This window comes from Pseudomonas sp. (genome assembly GCF_050739935.1).
In the GTDB taxonomy this organism is placed as follows: Bacteria; Pseudomonadota; Gammaproteobacteria; order Pseudomonadales; family Pseudomonadaceae; genus Aquipseudomonas.
This window is the reverse complement of record NZ_JBOICF010000043.1, coordinates 22,450-46,381: the sequence shown is the minus strand read 5'-3', so window position 1 is coordinate 46,381 and position 23,932 is coordinate 22,450. Positions and strand designations below refer to the sequence as shown.

Genomic DNA, 23,932 nt, shown 5'->3' with positions numbered 1-23,932 from the left:
TGAAATGCGAGATCCAGCGACCAGACTGGATGGATCACTGCTTGAAAGTGAAATCCAGTGCCGCACCTTCCACGTCCTTGCGCGCTTCGTTGCGCAATTGCAACTGCATCTCGTTGCTGAGCAAACGCCCTTGAAGCTGGAAGTCCGGATCACTGTCAGAGTCGGGAAACATCTTCGGCAGCAGCGGTTTGGCCCCGGCAGCCGGCGTCTTCGGTTTGGCTGCAGCAGTAATGACGCCGGGCGGCGGCGCCAGCTGCTTGACCATATCCGTAGGGAGGCTCAGGTCCAGAGACGCCTTGGGCAAGCGGGTATCCTTTACGACTTGTGAGGCGGATTTGCTCTTGCTGGAGACCGGTGCGCGATTGGCGATCTCGGCGTTATCCGCTTTGACCTTGGCTGATTTAGCGTTGCTGCTAGGCGCCTTTCGCTCGACAGACGCAGCCTTGGCCGCAGTGGTGATTTTTTTTGCGGCTTCGGATTTCGCCGGATCAGGCTTGCTAGCAGCAACTACTGGCACCACCGATACATTTGGTTTCAATTCATGGACCGGCGCCTCAGCCTCGGCGGTCTTTTGGACGGGCTTTTCAGGCGGCCGGGGAACAGGCGCAACGGCCTGCGTCGTCGGTTGAGACGATTCGGAAGGAACTTGAGCAGCAACCTTAGGCGTTGGTGCAGGAGCCTTTTCGGCATCACAGGCGCTCAGCAACATCACCAAAAGCAAACCGATACATCGCAGTGAATTCATAATTGACGGCAGGAAAATAGGCACAAGCCATATGCTGGCTCTTTGCATGGCCGCTGACAAGTAAATGCCTCGTCAGCCGGCCCCTTCAAATGATGGAAAACGCCGTCGGCTCCGAGTTCACCACGCCTGACCGGCGTCCTGGCATAACTGCTTGGCGAGCATCCCCAGCGTCATCAGTGCCCTCTCCGCCTCCCGGTTCCAAGGCAGCCCACAATTGAGGCGAATGCAGTGGTTGAACTGCTCTGTATTGCTGAATATCAGGCCCGGCGCGATGCTGATGCCCTGCTCCAGCGCACGTACATGCAGCTCTTGCGTATTGACCCTGCCCGGCAGGCTGATCCACAGAATGAAACCGCCCGCAGGCCGACTGATCTGCGTACCCTCCGGAAACATCTGCTGCACCGCCAGCTGAAACGCGCTGAGATTCTTGCGATGCTCCTGACGGATATAGCGCAGATGACGGTCGTAACCTCCATTTTCGAGGTAGGACGCTACTGCCATCTGCGTCACGCTGCAGGCCGAATGAGTGCTGAAGGTCTGCAATCGCTGGATTTCCGCCTGGTATTTACCGGCAATCATCCAGCCAATCCGCACCCCTGGCGAAAGGGTCTTGGAAAAACTCGAGCAGTAGATCACCCGACCCAGACGATCGAACGCCTTGAGCGCCTTGGTCTTGTTCTGCTCGTACATCAACTCGCCATAGATATCGTCTTCAATGACCTGGATATCGAAGTCCGATGCCAGCCGCAGCAGATGCTTCTGCCGCTCCTCCGGCATGGTACTGCCCAACGGGTTGCTCAGGCGCGAGGTCATTACCAGCGCCTTGATCGACCACTGATTGGCCGCCAACTGCAAGGCCTCCAGGCTGATCCCGGTGTTCGGGTCGCTGGGGATCTCGATAACCTTCAAACCCAGCAAATCCGCCAGTTGAAGTAACCCATAATAGGTCGGTGACTCGGCAGCGATCAGGTCGCCGGGGCTGGTGAGTACCCGCAGAGACATCTGCAGCGCATCTACACAGCCGTGGGTGATCACCACTTCCGAAGGGTCGACCACGACGCCAGCGTCACGCATGCGGATCGCCACCTGCCGCCGCAGGGGCTCGAACCCAGGGCTGAACATATAGTTGAAAGCGCGAGGACTCTGGAACCGGGTGACCTTGGCCAATTGCTGATGCAGAGCACGTAACGGCAAGTAATCGATATGAGGCACCGCCGCGCCGAATGCGAAGACACCTTCACGCCGAGCTTCCACCAATACCTGCTGGATAATACTGGCGCGGGTGACTAGGCCAGGCCGCTCCACGCGCGCAATATCAGGGGTTGGCGCGGTCAACGCCGGAGTTTGGTGTACGTAGTAACCGGACTGGGGGCGCGCTCGGATCAGACCCTGATCTTCAAGGTTGGCATACGCCTGGAGCACCGTTGCATGGCTCACATTGAGCTGCGAACTCATCTTCCGTACGGAAGGAACCCGCTCACCGGGCTGATAAACACCACGACGAATGTCCTCAGCCAACTGCTGGGCGATGCGTTGATACAGCAGAAGATTGGTCATTTGGCGTCCCTCGATGCACGCTTGCGAAACCATTTTTTCGGCAATGGGCGGCAATCGCAGCGAAGAGATCACCGGAACAGTTCGCAATTGTACGGGGACAGTTACCGAGACTGCCAGTACTTCCTTAGTTTGCTGAAAAAATTTACGTGACATAAGCGCCAAATGAGCAGCTTTTTTGCACAAAAAAGCCCGGCTTTTCTCGAAAAACCGGGCTTAATAGCAAATATTTTTCAGCGGGCGGCGCTCAGATTGCCTTTCTCGTCCGAAAACACAATTTCCACTCGACGATTTTGCGCACGGCCACGTTCAGAGGTATTCACGTCGACCGGAAACTGGTCGCCATAGCCTTCGACCCGAATACGCTCATCCTCGATGCCAAGGTCCGTGAGCACATCAGCCACCGCTTGGGCGCGATCACGGGACAGCTGCAGGTTTTCCTGACTATCGCCGGTGCTGTCGGTGTAGCCTTCTATGCGAACGACGCGCTTGGGGTTGAACTGCAGGAACTGCACGACCTTCAACACGGTGCGATTGGCCGTACTCTTGAGTTCCGCCCGGCCAGTGTCGAACAGCATGTCACCCAAGGTCATCACCAGGCCCCGCTCGCTCTGCTGAGTCGAGAGGCTGATGACCTGATCCTCGGCCCATTTGCCTTGCTGCTGCGCGCCGGCAAGTTTGGCTTCGCGCAACGCCAACTGTAGACGCTGACGCTCGAGTTCAAGGCGAGCGAGTTTTTCCTGGTTGAGCAGCAACTGACTGTGCTCGGCTGCGATAGCGCTGTAGCGACTGCTCAGGTAAGCGTAATGGCTGACATCGTCCGAGCTGCCGACGTAACTGGATAGACGTTCGGCCCGCGCCAGTAATTCACCGGCTCGAATCACGTCTTTTGGTGCGCTGCGCAACACATTGGTGTCGCCCTTTACCTTTTGAAAATCGGCGTTGGCACTCTGCAAAGCGTGTTCACTGTTCTGGTGACCCGCACAACCGTACAACCCGGCGCTGCCCAGCAACAGCAAAACGCTCAATAAACGAGGGATGCGATTCATTGTGCAGCCCCCAGTTGCTTGCGCAGACGATCCAGTCGCGTGTTCACCTGACCCAGCTGCTCTTCGCTCTTCTCGGTCAGCACCCGCGCTTCGGCCAATCGCGCGTCCAGTTCGGCCTGTTCGGCTTGCATGCGCGCCTGCTTGTAGGATTTGTCAGCCATGTCCGCCTGCGCCTGAGTCAACTTCGATTGGGCAGTGGCCATGTCCGGTTGGTCATCAGTGGCGCCAACGGCTGTGGCCTGGGCAACGGCCTGCTCGGTCAGTTTCAGCTGCTCTGTTGGCGCTGGATCGCTGGCGCAGCCGGACAGGGCGGCGATCGCCACGGCTGCGAATAAAGGTCGTGCTTTCAAAAAAACGCTCAAAAAAACATTCCTACTGATTTACGGCGCTGGCGGCGGCTGCTGAGTCTTCCATAACTCCAGATTGCGTGAGATGGCTTCAGCGGAGCGGCCCGAAGCCGCCAATTCTGTCATTTTTTTCGTCAACTGTCCGCGCAACCACGAATCATTGCACGCTGAGTTGAAGGACAGCGCAAGGTACAAGCCTGGCCTATCCAGCGGCAGTGGTTGCGTCAGCAAGTCCTTGGACAGGCCCAGGGTCTGGGTCAACGCCATGCCGGCATAACGACCGGCAAGCACGAACTCGACCTGCCCCAGCACCAGCTTTTGAAATGCCTGGGTCAAAGTGGGCTGCTGTTCGAGGGTCAGGTGGTCTTTGATCGCCGCATCGAAATTTGAAGTGATCCGGGTTTTTTCGGATATCGCCCCGAGATGCCCATGCAGATCGGCAAGGGAATTGAATGGCTGCGCTTGTCCCACGCGGGTCCAGACCATGATTTCGTTCTGGGTGATCGGTGGGTGGATGAAATCCAGCGATTCCAGTTCGCTGTTGTTCAACGGCGTATCGGCGAGCAGGTCCATGCGTCCCGTGCGCACTTCTTCAAGGGCCTGGCCGCGTTTGCCTGCGTAAAGCACCTCGATCTTGACGCCGATCTGCGTCGCCGCTTCCTTGAGCAGATCAGCGTTGGCGCCCATCAAGTGCTTGGGATCCTGAGGGTCGCGCCACAGATAAGGCGGCGCGTCCGGGCTGCCGGTCACGACCAGTCGCTCGCATTTCCCGGCCGCAAGGGCGCTCATCGATTGAAACAACAACACTGCTGTGACCAGCGATGTCAGCGTTTGCCTCGGCGACCACATGGCAACATCCTTTTCTCGAGCCAATAAAAAACCCGCTCATTCAAAGCTGCGGAAAGCGCAAGTCATCGAAAAATCTCGACGGTCAACGCTTTCGAACAGCCCTGAAACGAGCGGGTTCTCTTTATAAGTCAGGTGGCTGGATTAGACCAGCTTCTCCAACTCGGGAATGGCTTCGAACAGGTCCGCCACCAGACCGTAATCGGCGACCTGGAATATCGGCGCTTCTTCGTCCTTGTTAATCGCAACGATCACTTTGGAGTCTTTCATGCCGGCCAGATGCTGGATCGCGCCGGAAATACCGACCGCGATGTACAGCTGCGGCGCAACGATCTTGCCGGTCTGCCCGACCTGCATGTCGTTGGGTACGAAGCCTGCGTCGACAGCCGCGCGGGACGCACCGACCGCAGCGCCCAGCTTGTCGGCCAGGGCGTACAGGTGTTTGAAGTTATCGCCGTTCTGCATGCCGCGACCGCCAGAAACGACGATTTTGGCGGCGGTCAGTTCGGGACGATCGGATTTGGCCAGCTCTTCGTTGACGAAGGACGATTTGCCCGCGTCGTGGGCGGCAGCCACCGCTTCAACCGCAGCAGAGCCACCTTCGGCGGCAACGGCGTCGAAACCGGTAGCGCGCACAGTGATGACCTTGATAGCGGCCGAGGACTGCACGGTCGCAATGGCGTTGCCGGCATAGATCGGACGCTTGAAAGTGTCGGCGCTTTCGACCGAGATGATCTCGGAAATCTGATCGACGTCCAGCTGCGCAGCAACGCGGGGAAGGATGTTCTTGCCGTTGGAGGTGGCGGCAGCCAACACATGGCTGTAACCGGAAGCAAGCTCGGCGACCAGAGGCGCTACGTTTTCCGGCAACTGGTGGGCATAGGCAGCGTTGTCGGCGACCAGGACTTTGGTCACGCCAGCGATTTTCGCGGCAGCTTCGCCAATGGCGCCCACGTTCTGGCCAGCGACCAGCACGTGAATGTCACCACCGATCTTGGCGGCAGCGGCAATGGTGTTCAGGGTGGCGGGAGCGATCACGCCATTTTCGTGCTCAGCGAGTACCAGGGTAGCCATTTAGATCACCTTCGCTTCGTTTTTCAGTTTCTCGACCAGTTCTGCAACCGACTTGACCTTGATGCCAGCGCTGCGGGCAGCTGGGGCTTCGACTTTGAGGGTCTTGTTGGTGGAGGACGTGGAAACACCCAGGGCATCAGGCGTCAGCACTTCGAGAGGCTTCTTCTTGGCTTTCATGATGTTCGGCAGCGACGCGTAGCGCGGCTCGTTCAGGCGCAGGTCGGTGGTGACGATAGCTGGCAGCTTCAAGGAAACAGTCTGTGCACCGGCGTCGATCTCACGGGTGACATTGACGCTGTCACCGGAGACTTCGACTTTGGAAGCGAAGGTACCTTGCGCGTAACCGCTCAACGCAGCCAGCATTTGACCGGTCTGGTTGTTGTCGCTGTCGATGGCCTGTTTACCGAGGATAACCAGCTGTGGCTGCTCTTTATCGACAACGGCCTTGAGCAGTTTGGCCACGGCCAGGGAGGTCAGCTCGTCAGCGGATTCAACGAGAATGGCGCGATCGGCACCCAGCGCCAGAGCGGTACGCAGTTGCTCTTGAGCGGTGGTCGGACCGATGGAAACGACGACGATCTCGGTCGCAACGCCTTTCTCTTTCAGGCGTACGGCTTCTTCCACGGCGATTTCGCAGAAGGGGTTCATCGACATTTTTACGTTAGCGAGATCGACGCCGGAGTTGTCCGCTTTGACGCGAACTTTGACGTTGTAGTCGACCACTCGTTTGACAGCTACAAGAACCTTCATGGATTCCTCGTTACTCTCCGGTGAAAAGAAGTCGCCAGGCCAAGCCTGGCGATGGGTACACGTCAGTGTAAAGAACACCTTTGAAAACAGCGTATTCGTTGTTGCCTAACGGTGAGTTCAGCAAAAAACAACCGCCCTCCCGTTCCAGGCCAAGTCATACGCAGGCCGTGCGTGTAAACTGCTCCCCGCCCGCCAATGCCGGGGATGAAGCAGAATTGCTGCACGGCACTGGCGTCGTTTTCAGAGGAGTTCTCTTACCAACGGTCAGCCTACGGCGAGCGCAAAACCGCCCGTATCTTGACCGGAACGCCTAGTGCGGTCAATACGACAAAAACGCCAGTCACAAGCCGTCTCCCTATGTTTTATCAGGGTTTCAGCTGATTCAAACAAACGTTTGTATTGGACCTGCAAGGTGGTGTAGATATAATGCGCCCCTTTAAGATGACGCACGGATGACAACCGTTCCGCGTGTCGGTTTTCAGCACTTATAAAAAAATACCGTTGAGCCTTGATCAGGAGATAGCCAGTGGAACGCGAATTTATGGAATTCGACGTCGTCATCGTCGGAGCCGGCCCCGCCGGGCTTTCCGCCGCATGCCGTCTGAAACAGAAGGCCGCCGAAGCTGGCCAGGAAATCAGCGTTTGCGTGGTGGAAAAAGGCTCTGAAGTTGGCGCTCACATCCTCTCGGGTGCGGTATTCGAACCCCGGGCACTGAACGAGCTGTTTCCTGACTGGAAAGAACTGGGCGCACCGCTGAACACGCCCGTCAAGAGCGATGACATCTATGTGCTGACCAGCTCCGAAGCCGGCACCAAAGTCCCAGGCGCGTTCGTGCCCAGGACCATGCACAACGAAGGCAACTATATTATTTCGCTCGGTAACCTGTGCCGCTGGCTGGCGCAACAGGCCGAGAACCTGGGCGTGGAAATCTATCCGGGTTTCGCCGCTCAGGAAGCACTGATCGATGAAAACGGCGTGGTCCGCGGGATCGTCACCGGCGATCTGGGTGTCGACCGCGAAGGTAACCCAAAAGAAGGCCTGTACACCCCTGGCATGGAACTGCGTGGCAAATACACGCTGTTCGCCGAAGGCTGCCGCGGCCACATCGGCAAGCAGTTGATCAAGCGTTTCAACCTGGACAGCGACGCCGACGCCCAGCATTACGGCATCGGTCTGAAGGAAATCTGGGAAATCGATCCGGCAAAGCATCAGCAGGGTCTGGTCGTGCACACCGCTGGCTGGCCGCTGGATGTGATGGGTACAGAGAACACCGGCGGCTCTTTCCTGTATCACCTGGAAAACAATCAGGTGGTGGTCGGCCTGATCGTCGACCTGTCCTACGCCAACCCTTTCCTGTCGCCATTCGACGAGTTCCAGCGTCTCAAGCATCACCCTATCCTCAAGCAGTATCTGGAAGGCGGCAAGCGCGTAAGCTACGGTGCTCGCGCGATCTGCAAGGGCGGTCTGAACTCGCTGCCGAAGATGGTTTTCCCGGGTGGCGCGCTGATCGGTTGCGATTTGGGCACGCTCAACTTCGCCAAGATCAAGGGCAGCCACACAGCCATGAAGTCCGGCATGCTGGCGGCAGAGTCGGTGGCCGACGCGCTGTTCGCCGGCAACGAAGGCGGCGACGCACTGAACACCTATGTCGATGCGTTCAAAGGCAGCTGGCTGCATGAAGAGCTGTTCGCCAGTCGCAACTTCGGCGCGGCGATCCACAAGTTCGGTCCGATTCTGGGCGGCGCGTTCAACTTCATCGATCAGAACCTGTTCGGCGGCAAGATCCCGTTCACCCTGCACGACAACAAGCCTGACTATGCGTGCATGAAGCTGGCAGCCGATTCCAAGCGCATCGACTACCCGAGACCCGATGGCAAGCTGAGCTTCGACAAATTGAGTTCGGTATTCATCTCCGGCACCAACCACGAAGAGGAGCAGCCTTGCCACCTGAAGCTGAAGGATCCGAGCATTCCGATCAACGTCAACTTGCCCAAGTACGACGAGCCCGCGCAGCGCTATTGCCCGGCAGGCGTGTACGAGGTGGTGACGCAGGAGGACGGGGCCAAGCGCTTCCAGATCAACGCGCAGAACTGCGTGCACTGCAAGACCTGCGACATCAAGGATCCGTCGCAGAACATTATCTGGGTAGCCCCTGAAGGCGCGGGCGGGCCGACTTACCCGAATATGTAAACAGCAGGAACAGGCTTTAAGCTGCAAAAGAAAGGCGCCGATCATGGCGCCTTTTTTATGAGCATCAGACAGACGCCGACTCGAAAGCTGACACCCACCCCGCGAGCGAATCCATTCGCGCGAGATGGGCACAACCGATACACCTCTATCGCCTGGACGGGTTTTCGCGAATGAATTCGGCCCCGCAGTGTTCTCATTTGCACACCATCAGGCCGAAACCCTCAGCCGCTCGCCCTCTTCCCCCGGATTACGCTCGAAGTAGCGCTTGTACTCACGACTGAATTGCGACGTGCTCTGATACCCGACCTTGTGTGCCACCTGGGCCACGCCCATCCCTTCACCGATCAGCATCTGTTGCGCCTTGAGCAATCGAAGACGCTTCAGGTACTGCACCGGCGACAGCATCGTGCTGCGTTTGAAATGTTCGTGAAACGTCGATGCGCTCATGTTGGCGCATCGGGCAAGATCGTCGACGCTCAAGGTTTCGCTGTAATGATCGCGCAGATATTGCAACGCCGCGCCGATACGCGCGAAATGCCCCTGCTGCTCGACCAACGCCCGCAGCACCCCGGCCTGCGGTCCGCGCAACGCCGCGTACAAGACCTCCCTCACCCGTGCCGGCCCCATCACCTGAGCGTCCAGCGGGTCATGCAGACACTGCAACAGACGCTCGACACTCTCGCGCATCGACGCATCCAGTTCGGCCGAACTCATGGACTCCGGCGTCTGCGCCCGCACCGTGACATCCGGCGCCTGCCCCATGGTTTGCACCAACTCGCTGAGCACCGTGCGATCGATCATCACCGCCACCCCGTACATAGGCTCTGCTTGCGTAGCGAAGGTCTCGCACATGAACGGCACCGACAGCGCCTGCACCAGATAATGACCAGCCCCATATTCCAGGGTCCGAGATCCCAGTCGCGCAAGTTTGCTGCCTTGGGCGAGGATCACCAGGCTCGGTTCGTAGATCTGCGGACTGCTGGCGACGTAGTAATCCCAGAACATTGCCTGCACGCCCGGAACAAGCGTATCGACGAAGCCCGGGCGTGAGGCGAGCGGCTTGATCAGGGCAAGCAGAGTCGCGTTGGCGTCAGAATGAAGAGTCAGAGACATGGGCGGCCGGACAGAGGATTAGACACTGGCATCATCGCAGATCTGCGGCACAAAGCAGCACCCCACGAGGCAGTTCCGGAGGATTAGGCATGACACACGGAGGAATGATCATGGCCGCAAATGAGCTCGCTGCGCAGAATGTATCGCCTCAACTGTCAGCGTTTTTGCGAGGTTTCACATGTACACAGCTATCGGTTATGCCGCCCAATCGGCCACTGCTCCCCTCGCCCCCATGACCTTCAACCGCCGCAGTCCGCGCCCGGACGACGTGGCCATCGACATCCTCTACTGTGGCGTCTGCCACTCCGACATCCATCAGGCGCGCAACGAATGGGGTATCGCCGTTTACCCGTTGATGCCCGGTCACGAAATCGTCGGCAAGGTCACCGAAGTCGGCGCCAACGTTACCAGACATAAAGTAGGCGATCTGGTCGGCGTCGGCTGCATGGTCGACTCCTGCCGTCACTGCGAGGCCTGTGCTGCAGATCTGGAGCAATACTGCCTGGAAGGCCCGACCCTGACCTACGCCACGCCGGACCGCATCGACGGCACCAACACCATGGGCGGCTACTCCAGCAGCATCGTGGTCAGCGAACACTTCGTGGTACGCATTCCGGAAAAGCTGGACCTGGCCGCGGCCGCACCGATTCTCTGCGCAGGCATTACCACCTATTCCCCGCTCAAACACTACGGCGTCAAGGCGGGTGACAAGGTGGGCGTACTGGGCATGGGCGGTCTGGGCCATATGGGCATCAAGTTCGCCAAAGCCATGGGCGCTGAAGTGACATTGTTCACCCGTTCGGCGAGCAAGGCAGAAGAAGCCCGTCGTCAGGGCGCCGATCACGTGATCGTATCCACCGATGCGGAGCAGATGAAGGCCGCGGCCGGTCACTTCGACTTCCTGCTGGACACCATTCCCGTGCAGCACGACCTGAACCCGTACCTGGAAACCCTGCGCTTCGACGGCGTGCATATTCTGGTGGGGTTGATCGAACCGGTCGATCCGGCGCTGCACGCCGCCAATCTGGTCATGAAGCGCCGTGTTCTGGCAGGTTCCTTGATCGGCGGCATCGCGGAAACTCAGGAAGTGCTGGATTTCTGCGCCGAGCATGACATCAGCTGTGACATCGAAATGCTCGACATCAAGAATATCAACGAAGCGTACAGCCGGATGATTGCGGGGGATGTGAAGTACCGTTTCGTGATCGATATGGCGACGTTGAAGGCCTGACGATGGATCGCCCCGCCTGCCGCGGGGCGATTCCTGTGGGACCGGATTTATTCGGGATGCGATGTGTCAGCCGATGGAATGCGGCGGATGTACCGGCCTATCCCAAATGTCGGTCCCATAGGGTTATGCAACACAAGACAGGTCGCGCCCATTCAGGAACACATTTTCCCTGCCCGCAAGGCCTACCCACCCAACTCCGCTGACAACCGCGCCGCGGTCTCCTTGATCACTGGCACCAGGTCGGCCATCTTTTCCAGCGGCATGTACGGCACGGTACTGGCGATACTGATTCCAGCGACGATGTGCTTGCTGGCATCGCGAATCGGCGCCGCTACGCAGCGGATCGACGGTTCGTTGTCTTCCAGATCGAAGGCATAGCCGCCCTTCACATACTCGTGCATCCGCTCGCGCACTTGTTCCCAGGTCTGCTCCTGATGCGCGGGCCAGAGCGGATTTCGCGTCACCTCCGGCACGCTGATGTCATACAGCCGCCGCCACTCGCTTTCCGGGCTGTCCAGCAGCAGCGCCTTACCAATGCCGGTACGCGCCAATGGCATGCGATGACCAACTCGAGAACGCATTTCCGGGCCATTACGGCCAGGGTTCTTGTGCAGATACAGCACCTCATCGCCATCGCGAACGGCCAGATGCACGGTATCGCCGGTCAGCGCCGACAACTCGTCGAGAAACGGCCGGGCCAGCATTGCCAGGGGCAGTTCTTCACGCGCCTGAAACCCCAGCTCGATCAGCTTGGGCCCCAATAGATACCCGACTTGCGGCAGCACGCGCAAATAACGCTCATCGACCAGGCAACTGGCGAGCCGATGGGTCGTGCTGCGTGTGGTACCGATCAAGCGGGCGATTTCCTTGAGGTCACGGGCGCCGCTGGCCACCGCCTGCACCACGCCCAGCCCGCGCAGCAGGGTTTGTGTGCCGGTGGGTGCGGCGGCATCTTTGCCAGCCACGCCTGTCGTGTCGGAAGTGTCTTGCATATCCCGCCTTATCGAATCAGAAAGCTGGCGGCATTATCGTCGCCAGCTGTTTTCAGTGCCAAGGGTCAGATCTCGATCCGCTCGACCTTGCCTACCAACAGGATGTAGGACAGCGCCCCGAGCAGGGCCAGAACAGCGATGTAAGTAATCGCTGGGGCAAACGATTCACCCGAGGCAAGGAAGCCAATCACGATTGGCGTGGCGACAGCAGCCAGGTTGCCGATCAGGTTGAAGGTGCCACCGGTAAGGCCCAGCAAACGGGCTGGAGCCAGCGTCGACACCAGCGACCAGGTGATCGACGCCAGACCGTTGCCGAAGAACGCCAACGCCAGAAACGCGATCACCAACGGCGTCGACTCGACATAGTTGGCGCCGATGATCGAAGTCGAAATCAGCAAACCAGCGATGATCGGCAACTTGCGCGCAAAGCCCACGGTGTAGCCGCGGCGGATCAGCCAGTCCGAGAAGAAGCCCGAGCACAGCACGCCGATGAAGGCTGCCAGAAACGGCAGCGATGCCAGCAGACCGGACTTGATGAAATCCATGCCTCGGTACTTCACCAGGTAGGTCGGGAACCAGGTGAGAAAGAACCACAGCGTCGAGTTGAGGCAGAACTGACCAAGGTAGATGCCCCACAGCTTGCGTTTGCTGAGGACGATGCCCAGATCCCCCCAACTGAAACCGGTCTTGACCCGAGCCGTGTCGGTCTGGATATCGACCAGCCCCCCGCCATCCTTGATCAGCTCGATCTCGCCCTGATTCACGCCTTTGAAATCACGCGGCTCGCGATAGACCATGTACCAGATCGCTGCCCACAGGACACCCACGCCACCGGTGGCGACGAACACCATGTGCCAGCCGAACGTGGCCTGAAGCCAGGCCAGGACGGGGGTCAAAAAGGCCAGACCGACGAACTGCCCGGAGGTGTAGAAACCGACGGCAGTGGCGCGCTCCTTTTCCGGGAACCAGGCGGTGACCACTCGACTGTTGATCGGGTAAGCCGGCGCTTCCAGCGCGCCAACGGCCATGCGCAGGACAAACAGGCCGATGAAGCTGCCGACGAAACCGAGAAAGATGGTTGCCACCGACCACAGCGCCAGCGCGACGGTGTAGAGAATGCGCGGCGGCACGCGGTCCACCAGCCAGCCGCCGGGCAATTGCATGGCGGCGTAGGTCCAACCGAAGGCCGAAAACACCAGGCCGACGTGCACCGGATCGATGCCCAACTCGCTGGTCAGGGCCGGCGCGGCGATGGACAGGTTGCTGCGGTCCAGGTAGTTGATGACCACGGTGATGAACAACAGCACCATGATGAAAAAGCGTTTGCGAGTCGGCGTGGCGGCGATTGCCCGCGCCTCCGGCAAGGTCTGCGTGCGCATGGGAGTGCCTCTTTTTATGGTTGTCTGAGGTCTGGAATTTAGTATTTCGTGTGTGAGTCATCGTTCCTGGAGGAGCCGGCTTGCTGGCGAACGCAATCTGTCATTCACCAATACAGCGCCTGACCCACCGCTTTCGCCAGCAAGCCGGTTCCTACAGGTTCTGCGGCCGACGCTCGATTTCTGCGTTAGCCAACATGTGCCGCCGACGGCTTCGGCAGAGCGGTCCGGCGTTCAATCACCACTCGGCAAAACTGCCATCGGCATGACGCCAGATCGGGTTGCGCCAGCGATGACCGAGGGCCGCGCGTTCCTTGACGTACTCCTCGTTGATCTCGATCCCCAGGCCTGGCCCGTTGGGGATTTTCACCATCCCTTTGTCATAGTCGAAGACTTCGGGGTTCTTGATGTAGTCGAGCAGGTCGTTGCTCTCGTTGTAGTGAATGCCCAGGCTCTGCTCCTGGATGAACGCGTTGTAACAGGCCGCATCCAGTTGCAGGCACGCCGCCAGCGCGATCGGTCCCAGCGGGCAATGCAGCGCCAGGGCGACGTCATAGGCTTCGGCCATGTTGGCGATCTTGCGCGTCTCGGTGATACCACCCGCGTGGGAGGCGTCCGGCTGGATGATGTCGACGTAGCCTTCACTTAGCACACGTTTGAAATCCCAGCGCGAGAACAGGCGTTCGCCCAGCGCGATCGGCGTGCTGGTCAGCGGCGCCAGCTCCTTGAGCGCTTCGTAGTTTTCGCTGAGCACCGGTTCTTCGATGAACATCAGTTTGTACGGGTCAAGTTCCTTCATCAGCACCTTGGCCATGGGCTTGTGCACCCGGCCATGAAAATCCACGCCGATGCCGACATTCGGACCCACCGCATCTCGCACGGCGGCGACGTTGGCCAAGGCCAGATCGACCTTCTCGAAAGTGTCGAGGAATTGCAGCTCTTCGGTGCCGTTCATCTTCACCGCCGTGAAGCCACGTTCGACAGCTTCCTTGGCAGCACGCGCGGTGTCGGCCGGACGGTCGCCGCCGATCCACGAGTACACGCGAATCTTGTCACGCACCTGGCCGCCCAACAGATCGCTAACCGAAACCCCCAGCGCCTTGCCCTTGATGTCCCACAGTGCCTGGTCGATACCGGCCAGTGCGCTCATGTGAATCGCGCCGCCGCGGTAAAAACCGCCACGATAGAGCACGGTCCAGATGTCTTCGATATTGCGCGGGTCTTTGCCGATCAGGTAATCGGACAGTTCTTCAACGGCAGCGGCGACCGTGTGCGCGCGGCCCTCGACCACGGGCTCGCCCCAACCGGTAACGCCCTGATCGGTTTCAACCTTCAAGAAACACCAGCGCGGCGGAACGATGAAGGTCGTGAGTTTGGTGATTTTCATCTCATATCTCTCTTATTCGAAGACGCTTATTCAAAGACGATTCTTCAGCTACGGCACGTCATGGACGGCTCGACTAAGTCAGGCTATTTGCTGCTCGCGGGACGGGATTGATTCCAGGCGGCGACATAGGCCTTGGCCCGCTCGGCCACGTCGTCAGCACTCATGCCCGGCTTGAAGAGGCCCGAACCCAGGCCGAAACCACGCACCCCTGCATCAAGGAAAACCTGCATGTTGTCCGGCGTGATGCCCCCCACCGGCAATAACACCGTGTCGGCCGGCAACACTGCCAGCCAAGCCTTGACCACCGCTGGCCCCATCTGCTCGGCTGGGAACATCTTCAGCACGTCCGCGCCGTTGGCCAGCGCGGCAAACGCTTCAGTCGGCGTTGCCACACCCGGGGAGAGCAGCAAGCCTTCGGACTTGGCGGCACGCAGCACTTCAGGATCGCTGTGGGGCATGACGATGACCTGGCCGCCCGCTTCCTTCACATGGCGTACCTGCTCGGGGGTCAGCACCGTGCCAGCACCGATCAGGCAATCAGCGGGCAGGCTCTGACGCAGCAGGCGGATGCTGTCGTACGGTTGCGGGGAATTGAGCGGCACTTCAATGACGCGAAAACCCGCGGTGTACAGGACATCACCGATTGCCGGGGCTTCTTCGGGGCGCAGGCCGCGCAGGATTGCGACCAAACCATTTTGCGCGAGGGCTTGTTTGAGCATTTCAGTTCTCGATATGAAAGGGCCGGACGACGGCCGTAGAAGGGGATAAGATCAGACCGGCCTGTATAGCGACCTGCCACAGGCCACGCTCCGTGGCCTGCTCGGCGAAGGTCACCTGAGGGAAGCCATTGGCGTCCAGCGCGCGCTGATAGCGCTCAAGCAACGGGCCGCTGCCGATTAGAATCACTTCAGGCAAAGAGGTTTTGGTCTGATTCAGCAATTGGGCCAAGGCTACGATCTCATGGCCAATCAACAGGCCAGACAGATAGTCGGACTGCGCAGCACCGGACAAAACGCCCGTCAGGCCCAGCGTCCGGGAGCTGAAGATCGTCGACAAGGGGCCAGCAGCGCCCTGGGCCGACCGCGCAACACCGACGCCGCGATCGAATGCTGCCGAATCGAACACCTCACTGCGTTGCAGCGTGCGACCGAGGATGGTGTGACTGGACAGCGCGGCGTAGACCTCGCCAGTCATGAACGTATCGAAATGCACAATCCGCCCGTCCACCGCCCTCACCCACTTCGAATGGCTGCCGGGCAGACCGATCAGCAGAGGTTTGCCGGTTTCGCTGGCGGGCAACGAACTGAGGATGCCGAGGACTTGGGTTTCTTCTCCGCGCATGACATTGGGCAGCTCAGAGCGCTGCAGCACACCGGGAACGATGTGGATATCAACGCCTCGGACACTGCGCACCGTCACTAGCGCGCTGCTGAGCGCGCCAACGCTGGCGGGCGTCTCCTGATACACAGCCTCACGCCAGCCCTGCGCACTGCCCACCATGCCGCAGGCAATGACTGGCAGGTTCGGTTCAAGGTCGAGCCAATCACCACAGGCTTCATCGAAGGCCAGTTCGAAACCGTCGGAGCACATCTGCCCGGCAATGGGTCGAGCCGTCGTTGGCAACTGCATGATGCCCGCACCGAGTGAGCGTTGTTCCAGTACCCGGCCTTGTTCGCCGAGTCGATACGCACGAAGGGAGGTCGTTCCCCAATCGAGCGCGATCAATTGCGCCTGCATGGCTTCACCTGATTGTTATTAATGAGTGAATGCGAGGCGAACTATAAACCTGAAATCGGAAATATCTCAATATGTAATTTGTTGTCCCACATAGTGGGAGCATCTAACGATTTACGACGAACGTACGCGAGAGCCTGATATTCGTCTATGGCAGCGCCGGGAGCGTCTGGGGCATACTCGCGGCTGATTGGCCCCGGCCATTCTGGTTTTGCTTGCGTAGCTGCATGGCTCGCTAGCGGTAGCAATCTCGAAAATGCCGACACCGGCATGGTGTCGCTAGAAGGCTTTGCACAACCATGCAACACCACCGCTCATCAGCCATCAGTGCTGAAGGTGGTAACTTCCCCGCTTTTTTCTTACCCGTCTCGGGATTCGGACGTGTGCGTTTCGCGCATGGTCTGCACTGCCATCCGCTTCTTCACGCATCTACAAAAGGACCCGTAAGATGAAGCGATTCCTCGTGCTCGACAGCTTCCGCGGCCTCTGCGCGCTGGCCCTGATCGTCCATCACTCGCACATCGAGCGCAGCATCACTGAGCTGACATTTTTCCGGAATGCCAGCCAGTTCGCTGGATTCTTCTTCGCATTGAGCGGCTTTCTGATTTACCGGCGCTACATCGATCGTGTGAGCACGACGCGACAGTTGGGCGAGTTGATGGTCAACCGCATCTGCCGCGTGGTGCCCCTGCATATCGCCGTGCTGCTGTTCTTCATCGGCTTCGAATGTCTGAAGCTGGTGCTGGAGCGCTACGGCTTGTCGTTGAACTACCCAGCCTTCAGTGGTGACCGTGCGCCGGGAGAAATTCTGCCCAACCTGTTGCTGATTCAGGCCTGGTGGCCGGGGTTCAACGCACTGTCATTCAACTACCCGTCCTGGCTCATCAGTGTGCAGTTTTATACCTGGACGATCTTCGCGCTGATTCTGTTCGCCCTTCCCGGCTTCGCGCGAAAGATCTTTTCGCTGCTGTGCGTGCTCGCATTCGTGGCGCTGTACCGGGATTTCAGCCTGATCCCGCGCAATGTGCTGTGGGGGATTTCCTGCTTCTTCGCAGGCGCGATCACTTATCGGGTTTATGTTCGCTTGCGCGACTCCATGCCTGGACCGTTCATCGCAACGGTGCTGGAGGTGGCAGTGCTGGGCGGTATCTACTGGATGATGACCGAGGGCGAGCAACCGCTGACCATCGAGTTGGGGCTGCTCTTTTGCGCCGCGATCCTGATTTTCTCCCAAGAGGCAGGACTCATATCGCAACTGCTGCGCCTGCGGTTGTTTCCGGCGCTGGGGCGATTATGGCTATCGATTTACCTGACTCATGCGGCAGTGATTTTCGTACTGGCGACTGCTCTGGCGGTGGCAGCGAAATTCAGCGGATACGCGCTACTGATGGACAAGCCCAGCGAGGCTGCCGGGACAATGGTGCGTTATCTGAGCACTGGCAGCGCATTGAATGACAACTTGTTGATGCTGTTCGTCGTTGTCGCCGTGGTTGTGGTGTCGATGTTGACCCACTGCTACATCGAAGCGCCGGGGATCCGGTTCGGCGAACACTGGAAACGCGGCACGCTGTACCGCCGGCGCAAGGATGATCCGCGGCCCGAGCAGGTTTGAAGGGCGTTGCGGTGAGGCCGTGAACGCTGGTTCTTCTGCCCCCAGGCAGAACAAACCCCAGCGCCACCCCAAATAACGGATATACACCCAAAATCAGCAACCGCCCCCGAAAAACAAGCCATAAAAAACCGCCCCTAAAAGGCGGTTTTTTTATCTCTACCAAACCCGCTGAATCACCGTTCCAGCAAGATCCGCAACATGCGACGCAACGGCTCAGCCGCGCCCCACAACAGTTGGTCACCCACCGTAAACGCGCCCAGATACTGCGAGCCCATATTCAGCTTACGCAAGCGACCCACCGGAATATTCAGCGTGCCCGTTACCGCAGTCGGGCTCAGCTCCTGAATACTCGCCTCGCGGTTATTCGGCACCAGCTTCACCCAAGGGTTGTGCTGACTGATCATGCCCTCGATATCGGCGATCGGCACGTCTTTGTTCAGCTTGATAGTCAGCGCCTGACTGTGGCAACGCATGGCGCCGATGCGCACACAGATACCATCCACCGGGATCGGACGATTGAAGCGACCGAGGATCTTGTTGGTCTCTGCCTGCCCTTTCCACTCCTCGCGGCTCTGGCCGTTTGGCAGTTCCTTGTCGATCCATGGAATCAGGCTGCCAGCCAGCGGCACACCGAAGTTTTCGGTCGGGAAGCTGTCGCCACGCATGGCGTCGGCCACTTTGCGGTCGATATCCAGAATGGCGCTGGCCGGATTGGCCAGTTCGTCGGCAACCGACGCATTGATGGCGCCCATCTGCTTGATCAGTTCGCGCATGTTCTGCGCGCCCGCGCCAGAGGCCGCCTGATACGTCATGACGTTCATCCACTCGACCAGACCGGCCTCGAACAGACCGCCCAGGCCCATCAGCATCAGGCTGACGGTGCAGTTGCCGCCGATGAAGTTTTTGGTGCCGTTGTCCAGTTGCTGGTCGATGACCTTGCGGTTGACCGGATCAAGAACGATCACCGCATCGTCTTGCATGCGCAGGGATGAGGCCGCGTCGATCCAGTAACCCTGCCAGCCCGCTTCACGCAGCTTGGGGAACACCTCGTTGGTGTAGTCGCCGCCCTGGCAGGTCAGCACCACGTCCAGGGTCTTGAGCTCGTCGATGCTGTAGGCATCTTTCAACGGCGCAATATCCTTGCCCACCGACGGGCCTTGTCCGCCGACGTTGGAGGTGGTGAAAAAAACCGGCTCAATGAGATCGAAATCCTGCTCTTCCAGCATGCGCTGCATGAGCACGGAACCAACCATACCGCGCCAACCGACCAGACCTACACGTTTCATCGCAACTACACCTTAATTAAAAGTGGGGCCCCTTCCCGCAGAGAGCTTTTCGACTCGATCTTGCAGCAGTGGGCCCGAGATATTACAGATTGCGCAGCGCGGCGACTACGGCGTCACCCATTTCTTGCGTACCGACTTTGGCGTTACCTTCGGACCAGATATCGCCCGTGCGCAGGCCCTGATCCAGAACCAGGCTCACCGCCTTCTCGATGGCATCGGCCGCAGCGTGCTGATTGAAGCTGTAACGCAGCATCATCGACACCGACAGGATGGTCGCCAGCGGGTTGGCCACGCCCTTGCCCGCGATGTCCGGAGCCGAACCGTGACATGGCTCGTACATGCCCTTGTTGTTCGAATCCAGCGACGCCGACGGCAGCATGCCGATGGAACCGGTGAGCATCGAGGCCTCGTCGGACAGGATGTCGCCGAACATGTTGTCGGTGACGATCACATCGAACTGCTTGGGTGCGCGCACCAGCTGCATGGCGGCGTTGTCCACATACATGTGGCTCAGCTCGATGTCCGGATAGTCCTTGGCGACCTGCTCGACCACTTCACGCCACAGTTGGCTGGACGCCAACACATTGGCCTTGTCCACCGAGCATAGTTTCTTGCCCCGTACGCGCGCCATGTCGAAACCGACGCGGGCAATACGGCGGATCTCGCTCTCGCTGTACGGCAGGGTATCGTAAGACTGACGCTCGCCGTTTTCCAGCTCACGGGTGCCGCGTGGCGCGCCAAAGTAGATACCGCCGGTCAGCTCGCGAACGATGAGGATGTCCAGGCCCGACACGATCTCCGGCTTGAGGCTGGAGGCATCGGCCAGTTGCGGGTAGAGAATCGCCGGGCGCAGGTTGCCGAACAGACCCAGCTGCGAACGGATTTTCAGCAGACCGCGCTCAGGACGGATGTCACGCTCGATGGCATCCCACTTGGGACCGCCCACCGCGCCCAACAGTACCGCATCGGCGGCGCGAGCACGCTCCAGCGTTTCGTCGGCCAAAGGCACGCCGTGCTTGTCGATGGCCGCGCCGCCGATGACATCGTGGCTCAATTCGAATCCCAGCTGATACTTCTCATTGGCCAGCTCGAGCACCCTGACCGCTTCGGTCATGATTTCCGGGCCGATGCCATCACCTGGGAGAATCAGAATCTGCTTGCTCATAACATCCTCGTTTCAATATGTGCATCGGCGCTGCAGGAGCGCCGATTTAAAAAGCGGGTGTTTCAAACCGTAGGAGCCGGCTTGCTGGCGAGTGCGCTGGGTCAGCTACCCATCTGTTGACTGACACCACCGGTCCGCCAGCAAGCCGGCTCCTACAGTCGTGCGTCAATCAGGCATCCCGAAAGAGCCAAGGCTGCGCCGCGCGATGTTTGCTCTCGAACGTCGCAATCGCGTCGCCGTCCACCAGCGTCAGCCCGATGTCGTCCAGGCCATTGAGCAGGCAGTGCTTGCGGAAGGCATCGATTTCAAAGTTGTACACCTTGCCGTCTTCGCGGGTCACGGTCTGCGCGTCGAGGTCCACTTTCAGCTGGTAGCCCGGCTTGGCTTCCACCGCCTTGAACAGTTCATCGACTTCGCTTTCGCTCAGGATGATCGGCAGCAGACCGTTCTTGAAGCTGTTGTTGAAGAAGATGTCGGCGTAACTCGGCGCGATGATGCTGCGAAAACCATATTCTTCCAGCGCCCAGGGCGCATGCTCGCGGCTCGAACCGCAACCGAAGTTTTCCCGCGCCAACAACACGCTGGCGCCTTGATAACGTTCGTGGTTGAGCACGAAATCAGGGTTCAGCGGACGCTTGGAGTTGTCCTGATACGGTTGACCCACATCCAGATAACGCCACTCGTCGAACAGATTCGGACCGAAACCGGTGCGGCGAATCGACTTCAGAAACTGCTTGGGGATGATCTGATCGGTGTCGACGTTGGCACGATCCAGCGGAGCGACCAAACCGGTGTGTTGGGTAAAAGGCTTCATGCTGGGCTCCTTAGTGCTGGTTCATGGTGCGAACATCGACGAAACGACCATTGACCGCCGCTGCCGCCGCCATTGCCGGGCTCACCAGGTGGGTACGACCACCGGCGCCCTGACGGCCTTCGAAGTTACGGTTGGAGGTGGACGCGCAATGCTCGCCACTTTCCAGGCGATCCGGGTTCATCGCCAGACACATCGAGCAACCTGGCTCACGCCATTCGAAACCAGCTTCGATGAAGACCTTGTCCAGACCTTCCTGCTCCGCCTGCGCCTTGACCAGGCCCGAGCCTGGGACCACGATCGCTTGCTTGATGGTCGAGGCGACCTTGCGGCCCTTGGCGATATCCGCCGCTGCGCGCAGGTCTTCGATTCGCGAGTTGGTGCAGGACCCGATAAACACGCGATCCAGCTGAATGTCGGTGATTGCCTGATTGGCCTTGAGGCCCATGTACTTCAGCGCGCGCTCGATGGAATCACGCTTGACCAGATCGGCTTCCTGCGCAGGATCCGGCACATTCTGATCCACGGCCAGTACCATTTCCGGCGAGGTACCCCAGCTCACTTGCGGTTTGATCTGGGCGGCGTCGAGCTCGACTACGGTGTCGAACACTGCATCGTCGTCGGAAACCAGATCCTTCCACGCTTCGACAGCCGCGTCCCACTGCTCGGCCGTGGGTGCGAACGGGCGACCTTTGACGTAGGCAATGGTCTTTTCATCCGTGGCCACCAGGCCGACGCGAGCGCCTGCCTCGATAGACATGTTGCAGATGGTCATGCGGCCCTCGACCGAGAGGTCGCGGATGGCGCTACCGGCGAATTCAATGGCGTGGCCGTTGCCGCCGGCGGTGCCGATCTTGCCGATGATCGCCAGCACGATGTCCTTGGCGGTGACGCCGAACGGCAGTTTGCCTTCGACTTTCACCAACATGTTCTTCATCTTCTTGGCGACCAGGCACTGGGTGGCGAGCACATGCTCGACCTCGGAGGTGCCGATACCGTGAGCCAGGGCACCGAACGCGCCGTGGGTAGAGGTGTGGGAGTCACCACAGACTACGGTCATGCCCGGCAAGGTTGCGCCCTGCTCAGGGCCGATCACGTGCACGATGCCCTGACGCACATCGTTCATTTTGAATTCGGTGATGCCGTATTCGTCGCAGTTATCGTCCAGGGTCTGGACCTGCAGGCGCGAAACCTGATCGACGATGGCGTCGACGCCGTCCTTGCGGTCCGGGGTAGTCGGAACGTTGTGGTCAGCGGTGGCGACGTTGGCGTCGATACGCCAGGGTTTGCGGCCAGCCAGGCGCAAGCCCTCGAACGCCTGTGGCGAGGTCACTTCATGGATGATGTGACGATCGATATAGAGCAGCGCCGAACCATCGTCGCGCTGCTTGACCAAATGCGAATCCCAGAGCTTGTCGTAGAGCGTTTTGCCGGTCATCAGACGGTTTCCTCATCAGCTTGTTTCTATGCCCTGGGGTCATCGACATCACAGCGACATGTCAGCGATCCCCTGGCTCGTGGGGAGATGCTAAGAGACGTCGGCCAACCACTCAAATTCACTGTTTCACTGCATGTAACCATGAATTCGTCGCAGCCCGCCCGTGCGCTCCTGGCACCCTGATCAGCGTGTTCCATGTCTTGCTCAGCGACATCACGATGACGCTGCAAAGACCCCCTTGCTTGTGGGGACGATGCTATGGAATATGCTTAAATAACTCAAATTCATATTTTTCATGCTTTGGATAACCCACAGGAATTCGAGATGGACCTGGCGAACCTTAATGCCTTCATTGCCATTGCCGAGACCGGCAGTTTTTCGGCCGCCGGTGAGCGCCTGCACCTGACCCAGCCTGCGGTCAGCAAACGTATCGCGGGACTCGAGCAGCAGCTTAATGTACGCCTGTTCGACCGGCTCGGACGGGAAGTCAGCCTGACGGAGGCCGGACGCGCGCTGCTGCCTCGCGCCTATCAGATCCTCAACGTGCTGGACGATACGCGCCGGGCGTTGACCAACCTCACCGGGGAAGTGAGCGGCCGACTGAGTCTGGCGACCAGCCATCATATTGGTCTGCACCGTTTGCCTTCTCTATTAAGGACGTTTACCCGCACCTACCCCGATGTCGCACTGGACATCGAGTTTCTGGATTCGGAAGTGGCCTACGATGAAATACTCCACGGACGCGCAGAACTGGCCGTCATCACGCTGGCGCCCGAGCCGCACTCGCTGGTCAAGGCCGTGATGGTCTGGGACGATCCACTGGATTTCGTCGCGGCCCCTGAACACCCGCTGGCAAACACCCCGAACGTCAGTCTGGCCGACATCGCGGATTACCCGGCGGTGTTTCCCGGCGGCAATACCTTCACCCACCACATTGTCAGCGGCCTGTGCGAGGCCCAGGGACTCAAACCCAACATCGCCATGAGCACCAACTACATGGAGACGATCAAGATGATGGTGTCCATCGGACTGGCATGGAGCGTGCTGCCAAGAACCATGCTCGATGAGCAAGTCAGACGCATTCCGCTGCCTGGGATACAACTGCGTCGCCAGCTCGGCTACATTGTCCACACGGAACGCACGCTGTCGAACGCCGCAAGGGCCTTCATGGCGTTGCTCGATGCCCAGGCGGATGTCGCCTGAGCGATATCGACTGGACCAGAGCTACAAA

General features: G+C 59.3%; 21 protein-coding genes. 4 read left to right on the top strand and 17 right to left on the bottom strand.

What is annotated here, in order from left to right; all coding sequences use genetic code 11:
- Window positions 1-34: 34 nt before the first annotated feature.
- From ACRER8_RS07480 to ACRER8_RS07450, 7 genes are all read right to left on the bottom strand, one after another.
- The gene (locus ACRER8_RS07480) at window positions 35-769 is read right to left on the bottom strand and encodes a translation initiation factor 2 (RefSeq protein WP_431745703.1); all 735 of its coding nucleotides are present in this window, start codon (window positions 767-769) and stop codon (window positions 35-37) included.
- Between the two features lie 93 nt (window positions 770-862).
- Window positions 863-2,302, bottom strand: coding sequence for a PLP-dependent aminotransferase family protein (locus tag ACRER8_RS07475; protein WP_081567133.1), 1,440 nt, complete (start codon window positions 2,300-2,302; stop codon window positions 863-865).
- A gap of 230 nt (window positions 2,303-2,532) precedes the next feature.
- On the bottom strand, window positions 2,533-3,348 hold the full coding sequence (locus tag ACRER8_RS07470; RefSeq protein ID WP_431745702.1) for an OmpA family protein: 816 nt from the start codon (window positions 3,346-3,348) through the stop codon (window positions 2,533-2,535).
- A complete protein-coding gene (locus tag ACRER8_RS07465; protein WP_431745763.1) occupies window positions 3,345-3,698 on the bottom strand; it encodes a DUF4398 domain-containing protein in 354 nt (117 codons plus the stop codon). Before ACRER8_RS07465 ends, ACRER8_RS07470 begins: the two co-directional genes overlap by 4 nt.
- Before the next feature lie 30 nt (window positions 3,699-3,728).
- Window positions 3,729-4,544, bottom strand: a complete 816-nt coding sequence (locus ACRER8_RS07460) for a substrate-binding periplasmic protein (RefSeq protein ID WP_431745701.1) — start codon at window positions 4,542-4,544, stop codon at window positions 3,729-3,731.
- Window positions 4,545-4,685: 141 nt separating this feature from the next.
- Entirely contained in the window at window positions 4,686-5,615 is a 930-nt protein-coding gene (locus ACRER8_RS07455) for an electron transfer flavoprotein subunit alpha/FixB family protein (RefSeq protein ID WP_431745700.1), read from the bottom strand.
- Entirely contained in the window at window positions 5,616-6,365 is a 750-nt protein-coding gene (locus ACRER8_RS07450) for an electron transfer flavoprotein subunit beta/FixA family protein (protein WP_074753422.1), read from the bottom strand.
- A gap of 526 nt (window positions 6,366-6,891) precedes the next feature.
- Between ACRER8_RS07450 and ACRER8_RS07445 the strand changes: the two genes are divergently transcribed.
- A complete protein-coding gene (locus ACRER8_RS07445) occupies window positions 6,892-8,556 on the top strand; it encodes an electron transfer flavoprotein-ubiquinone oxidoreductase (RefSeq protein WP_431745699.1) in 1,665 nt (554 codons plus the stop codon).
- A 207-nt stretch (window positions 8,557-8,763) separates the two neighbouring features.
- Here ACRER8_RS07445 and ACRER8_RS07440 read toward each other — a convergent pair whose 3' ends face one another.
- Window positions 8,764-9,669 (bottom strand): AraC family transcriptional regulator N-terminal domain-containing protein, encoded by a 906-nt coding sequence (locus ACRER8_RS07440; protein WP_431745698.1) that lies wholly within the window; start codon window positions 9,667-9,669, stop codon window positions 8,764-8,766.
- Window positions 9,670-9,847: 178 nt separating this feature from the next.
- Here ACRER8_RS07440 and ACRER8_RS07435 point away from each other — a divergent pair, with 178 nt between their 5' ends.
- Entirely contained in the window at window positions 9,848-10,900 is a 1,053-nt protein-coding gene (locus tag ACRER8_RS07435) for an NAD(P)-dependent alcohol dehydrogenase (protein WP_431745697.1), read from the top strand.
- A 182-nt stretch (window positions 10,901-11,082) separates the two neighbouring features.
- On the opposite strand, the gene ACRER8_RS07430 is transcribed toward ACRER8_RS07435, so the two are convergent.
- The 5 genes from ACRER8_RS07430 to ACRER8_RS07410 all read right to left on the bottom strand — a co-directional run bounded on the left by ACRER8_RS07430 (window position 11,083) and on the right by ACRER8_RS07410 (window position 16,392).
- Entirely contained in the window at window positions 11,083-11,892 is an 810-nt protein-coding gene (locus ACRER8_RS07430) for an IclR family transcriptional regulator (protein WP_431745696.1), read from the bottom strand.
- Between the two features lie 65 nt (window positions 11,893-11,957).
- Window positions 11,958-13,271, bottom strand: a complete 1,314-nt coding sequence (locus ACRER8_RS07425) for an MFS transporter (RefSeq protein ID WP_431745695.1) — start codon at window positions 13,269-13,271, stop codon at window positions 11,958-11,960.
- 235 nt (window positions 13,272-13,506) lie between these two features.
- Window positions 13,507-14,655 carry a galactonate dehydratase gene (gene dgoD, locus ACRER8_RS07420; RefSeq protein ID WP_431745694.1) on the bottom strand — a complete coding sequence of 383 codons (1,149 nt, stop codon included), beginning with the start codon at window positions 14,653-14,655 and terminating at the stop codon, window positions 13,507-13,509.
- An 83-nt stretch (window positions 14,656-14,738) separates the two neighbouring features.
- Window positions 14,739-15,374, bottom strand: a complete 636-nt coding sequence (locus ACRER8_RS07415; protein WP_431745693.1) for a 2-dehydro-3-deoxy-6-phosphogalactonate aldolase — start codon at window positions 15,372-15,374, stop codon at window positions 14,739-14,741.
- Between the two features lies 1 nt (window position 15,375).
- A complete protein-coding gene (locus ACRER8_RS07410) occupies window positions 15,376-16,392 on the bottom strand; it encodes a 2-dehydro-3-deoxygalactonokinase (protein ID WP_431745692.1) in 1,017 nt (338 codons plus the stop codon).
- A 445-nt stretch (window positions 16,393-16,837) separates the two neighbouring features.
- On the opposite strand from ACRER8_RS07410, the gene ACRER8_RS07405 reads away from it, so the two are divergent.
- Entirely contained in the window at window positions 16,838-18,001 is a 1,164-nt protein-coding gene (locus tag ACRER8_RS07405) for an acyltransferase family protein (protein WP_431745691.1), read from the top strand.
- A 173-nt stretch (window positions 18,002-18,174) separates the two neighbouring features.
- Here ACRER8_RS07405 and asd read toward each other — a convergent pair whose 3' ends face one another.
- From asd to leuC, 4 genes are all read right to left on the bottom strand, one after another.
- Window positions 18,175-19,287 carry an aspartate-semialdehyde dehydrogenase gene (gene asd, locus ACRER8_RS07400; RefSeq protein ID WP_431745690.1) on the bottom strand — a complete coding sequence of 371 codons (1,113 nt, stop codon included), beginning with the start codon at window positions 19,285-19,287 and terminating at the stop codon, window positions 18,175-18,177.
- Between the two features lie 82 nt (window positions 19,288-19,369).
- Entirely contained in the window at window positions 19,370-20,452 is a 1,083-nt protein-coding gene (leuB, locus tag ACRER8_RS07395) for a 3-isopropylmalate dehydrogenase (protein WP_431745689.1), read from the bottom strand.
- A gap of 169 nt (window positions 20,453-20,621) precedes the next feature.
- Entirely contained in the window at window positions 20,622-21,266 is a 645-nt protein-coding gene (gene leuD, locus ACRER8_RS07390) for a 3-isopropylmalate dehydratase small subunit (protein ID WP_431745688.1), read from the bottom strand.
- A 10-nt stretch (window positions 21,267-21,276) separates the two neighbouring features.
- Window positions 21,277-22,701, bottom strand: a complete 1,425-nt coding sequence (leuC, locus tag ACRER8_RS07385; protein WP_431745687.1) for a 3-isopropylmalate dehydratase large subunit — start codon at window positions 22,699-22,701, stop codon at window positions 21,277-21,279.
- 324 nt (window positions 22,702-23,025) lie between these two features.
- Between leuC and ACRER8_RS07380 the strand changes: the two genes are divergently transcribed.
- The gene (locus tag ACRER8_RS07380) at window positions 23,026-23,904 is read left to right on the top strand and encodes a LysR family transcriptional regulator (protein WP_431745686.1); all 879 of its coding nucleotides are present in this window, start codon (window positions 23,026-23,028) and stop codon (window positions 23,902-23,904) included.
- Window positions 23,905-23,932 lie beyond the last annotated feature (28 nt).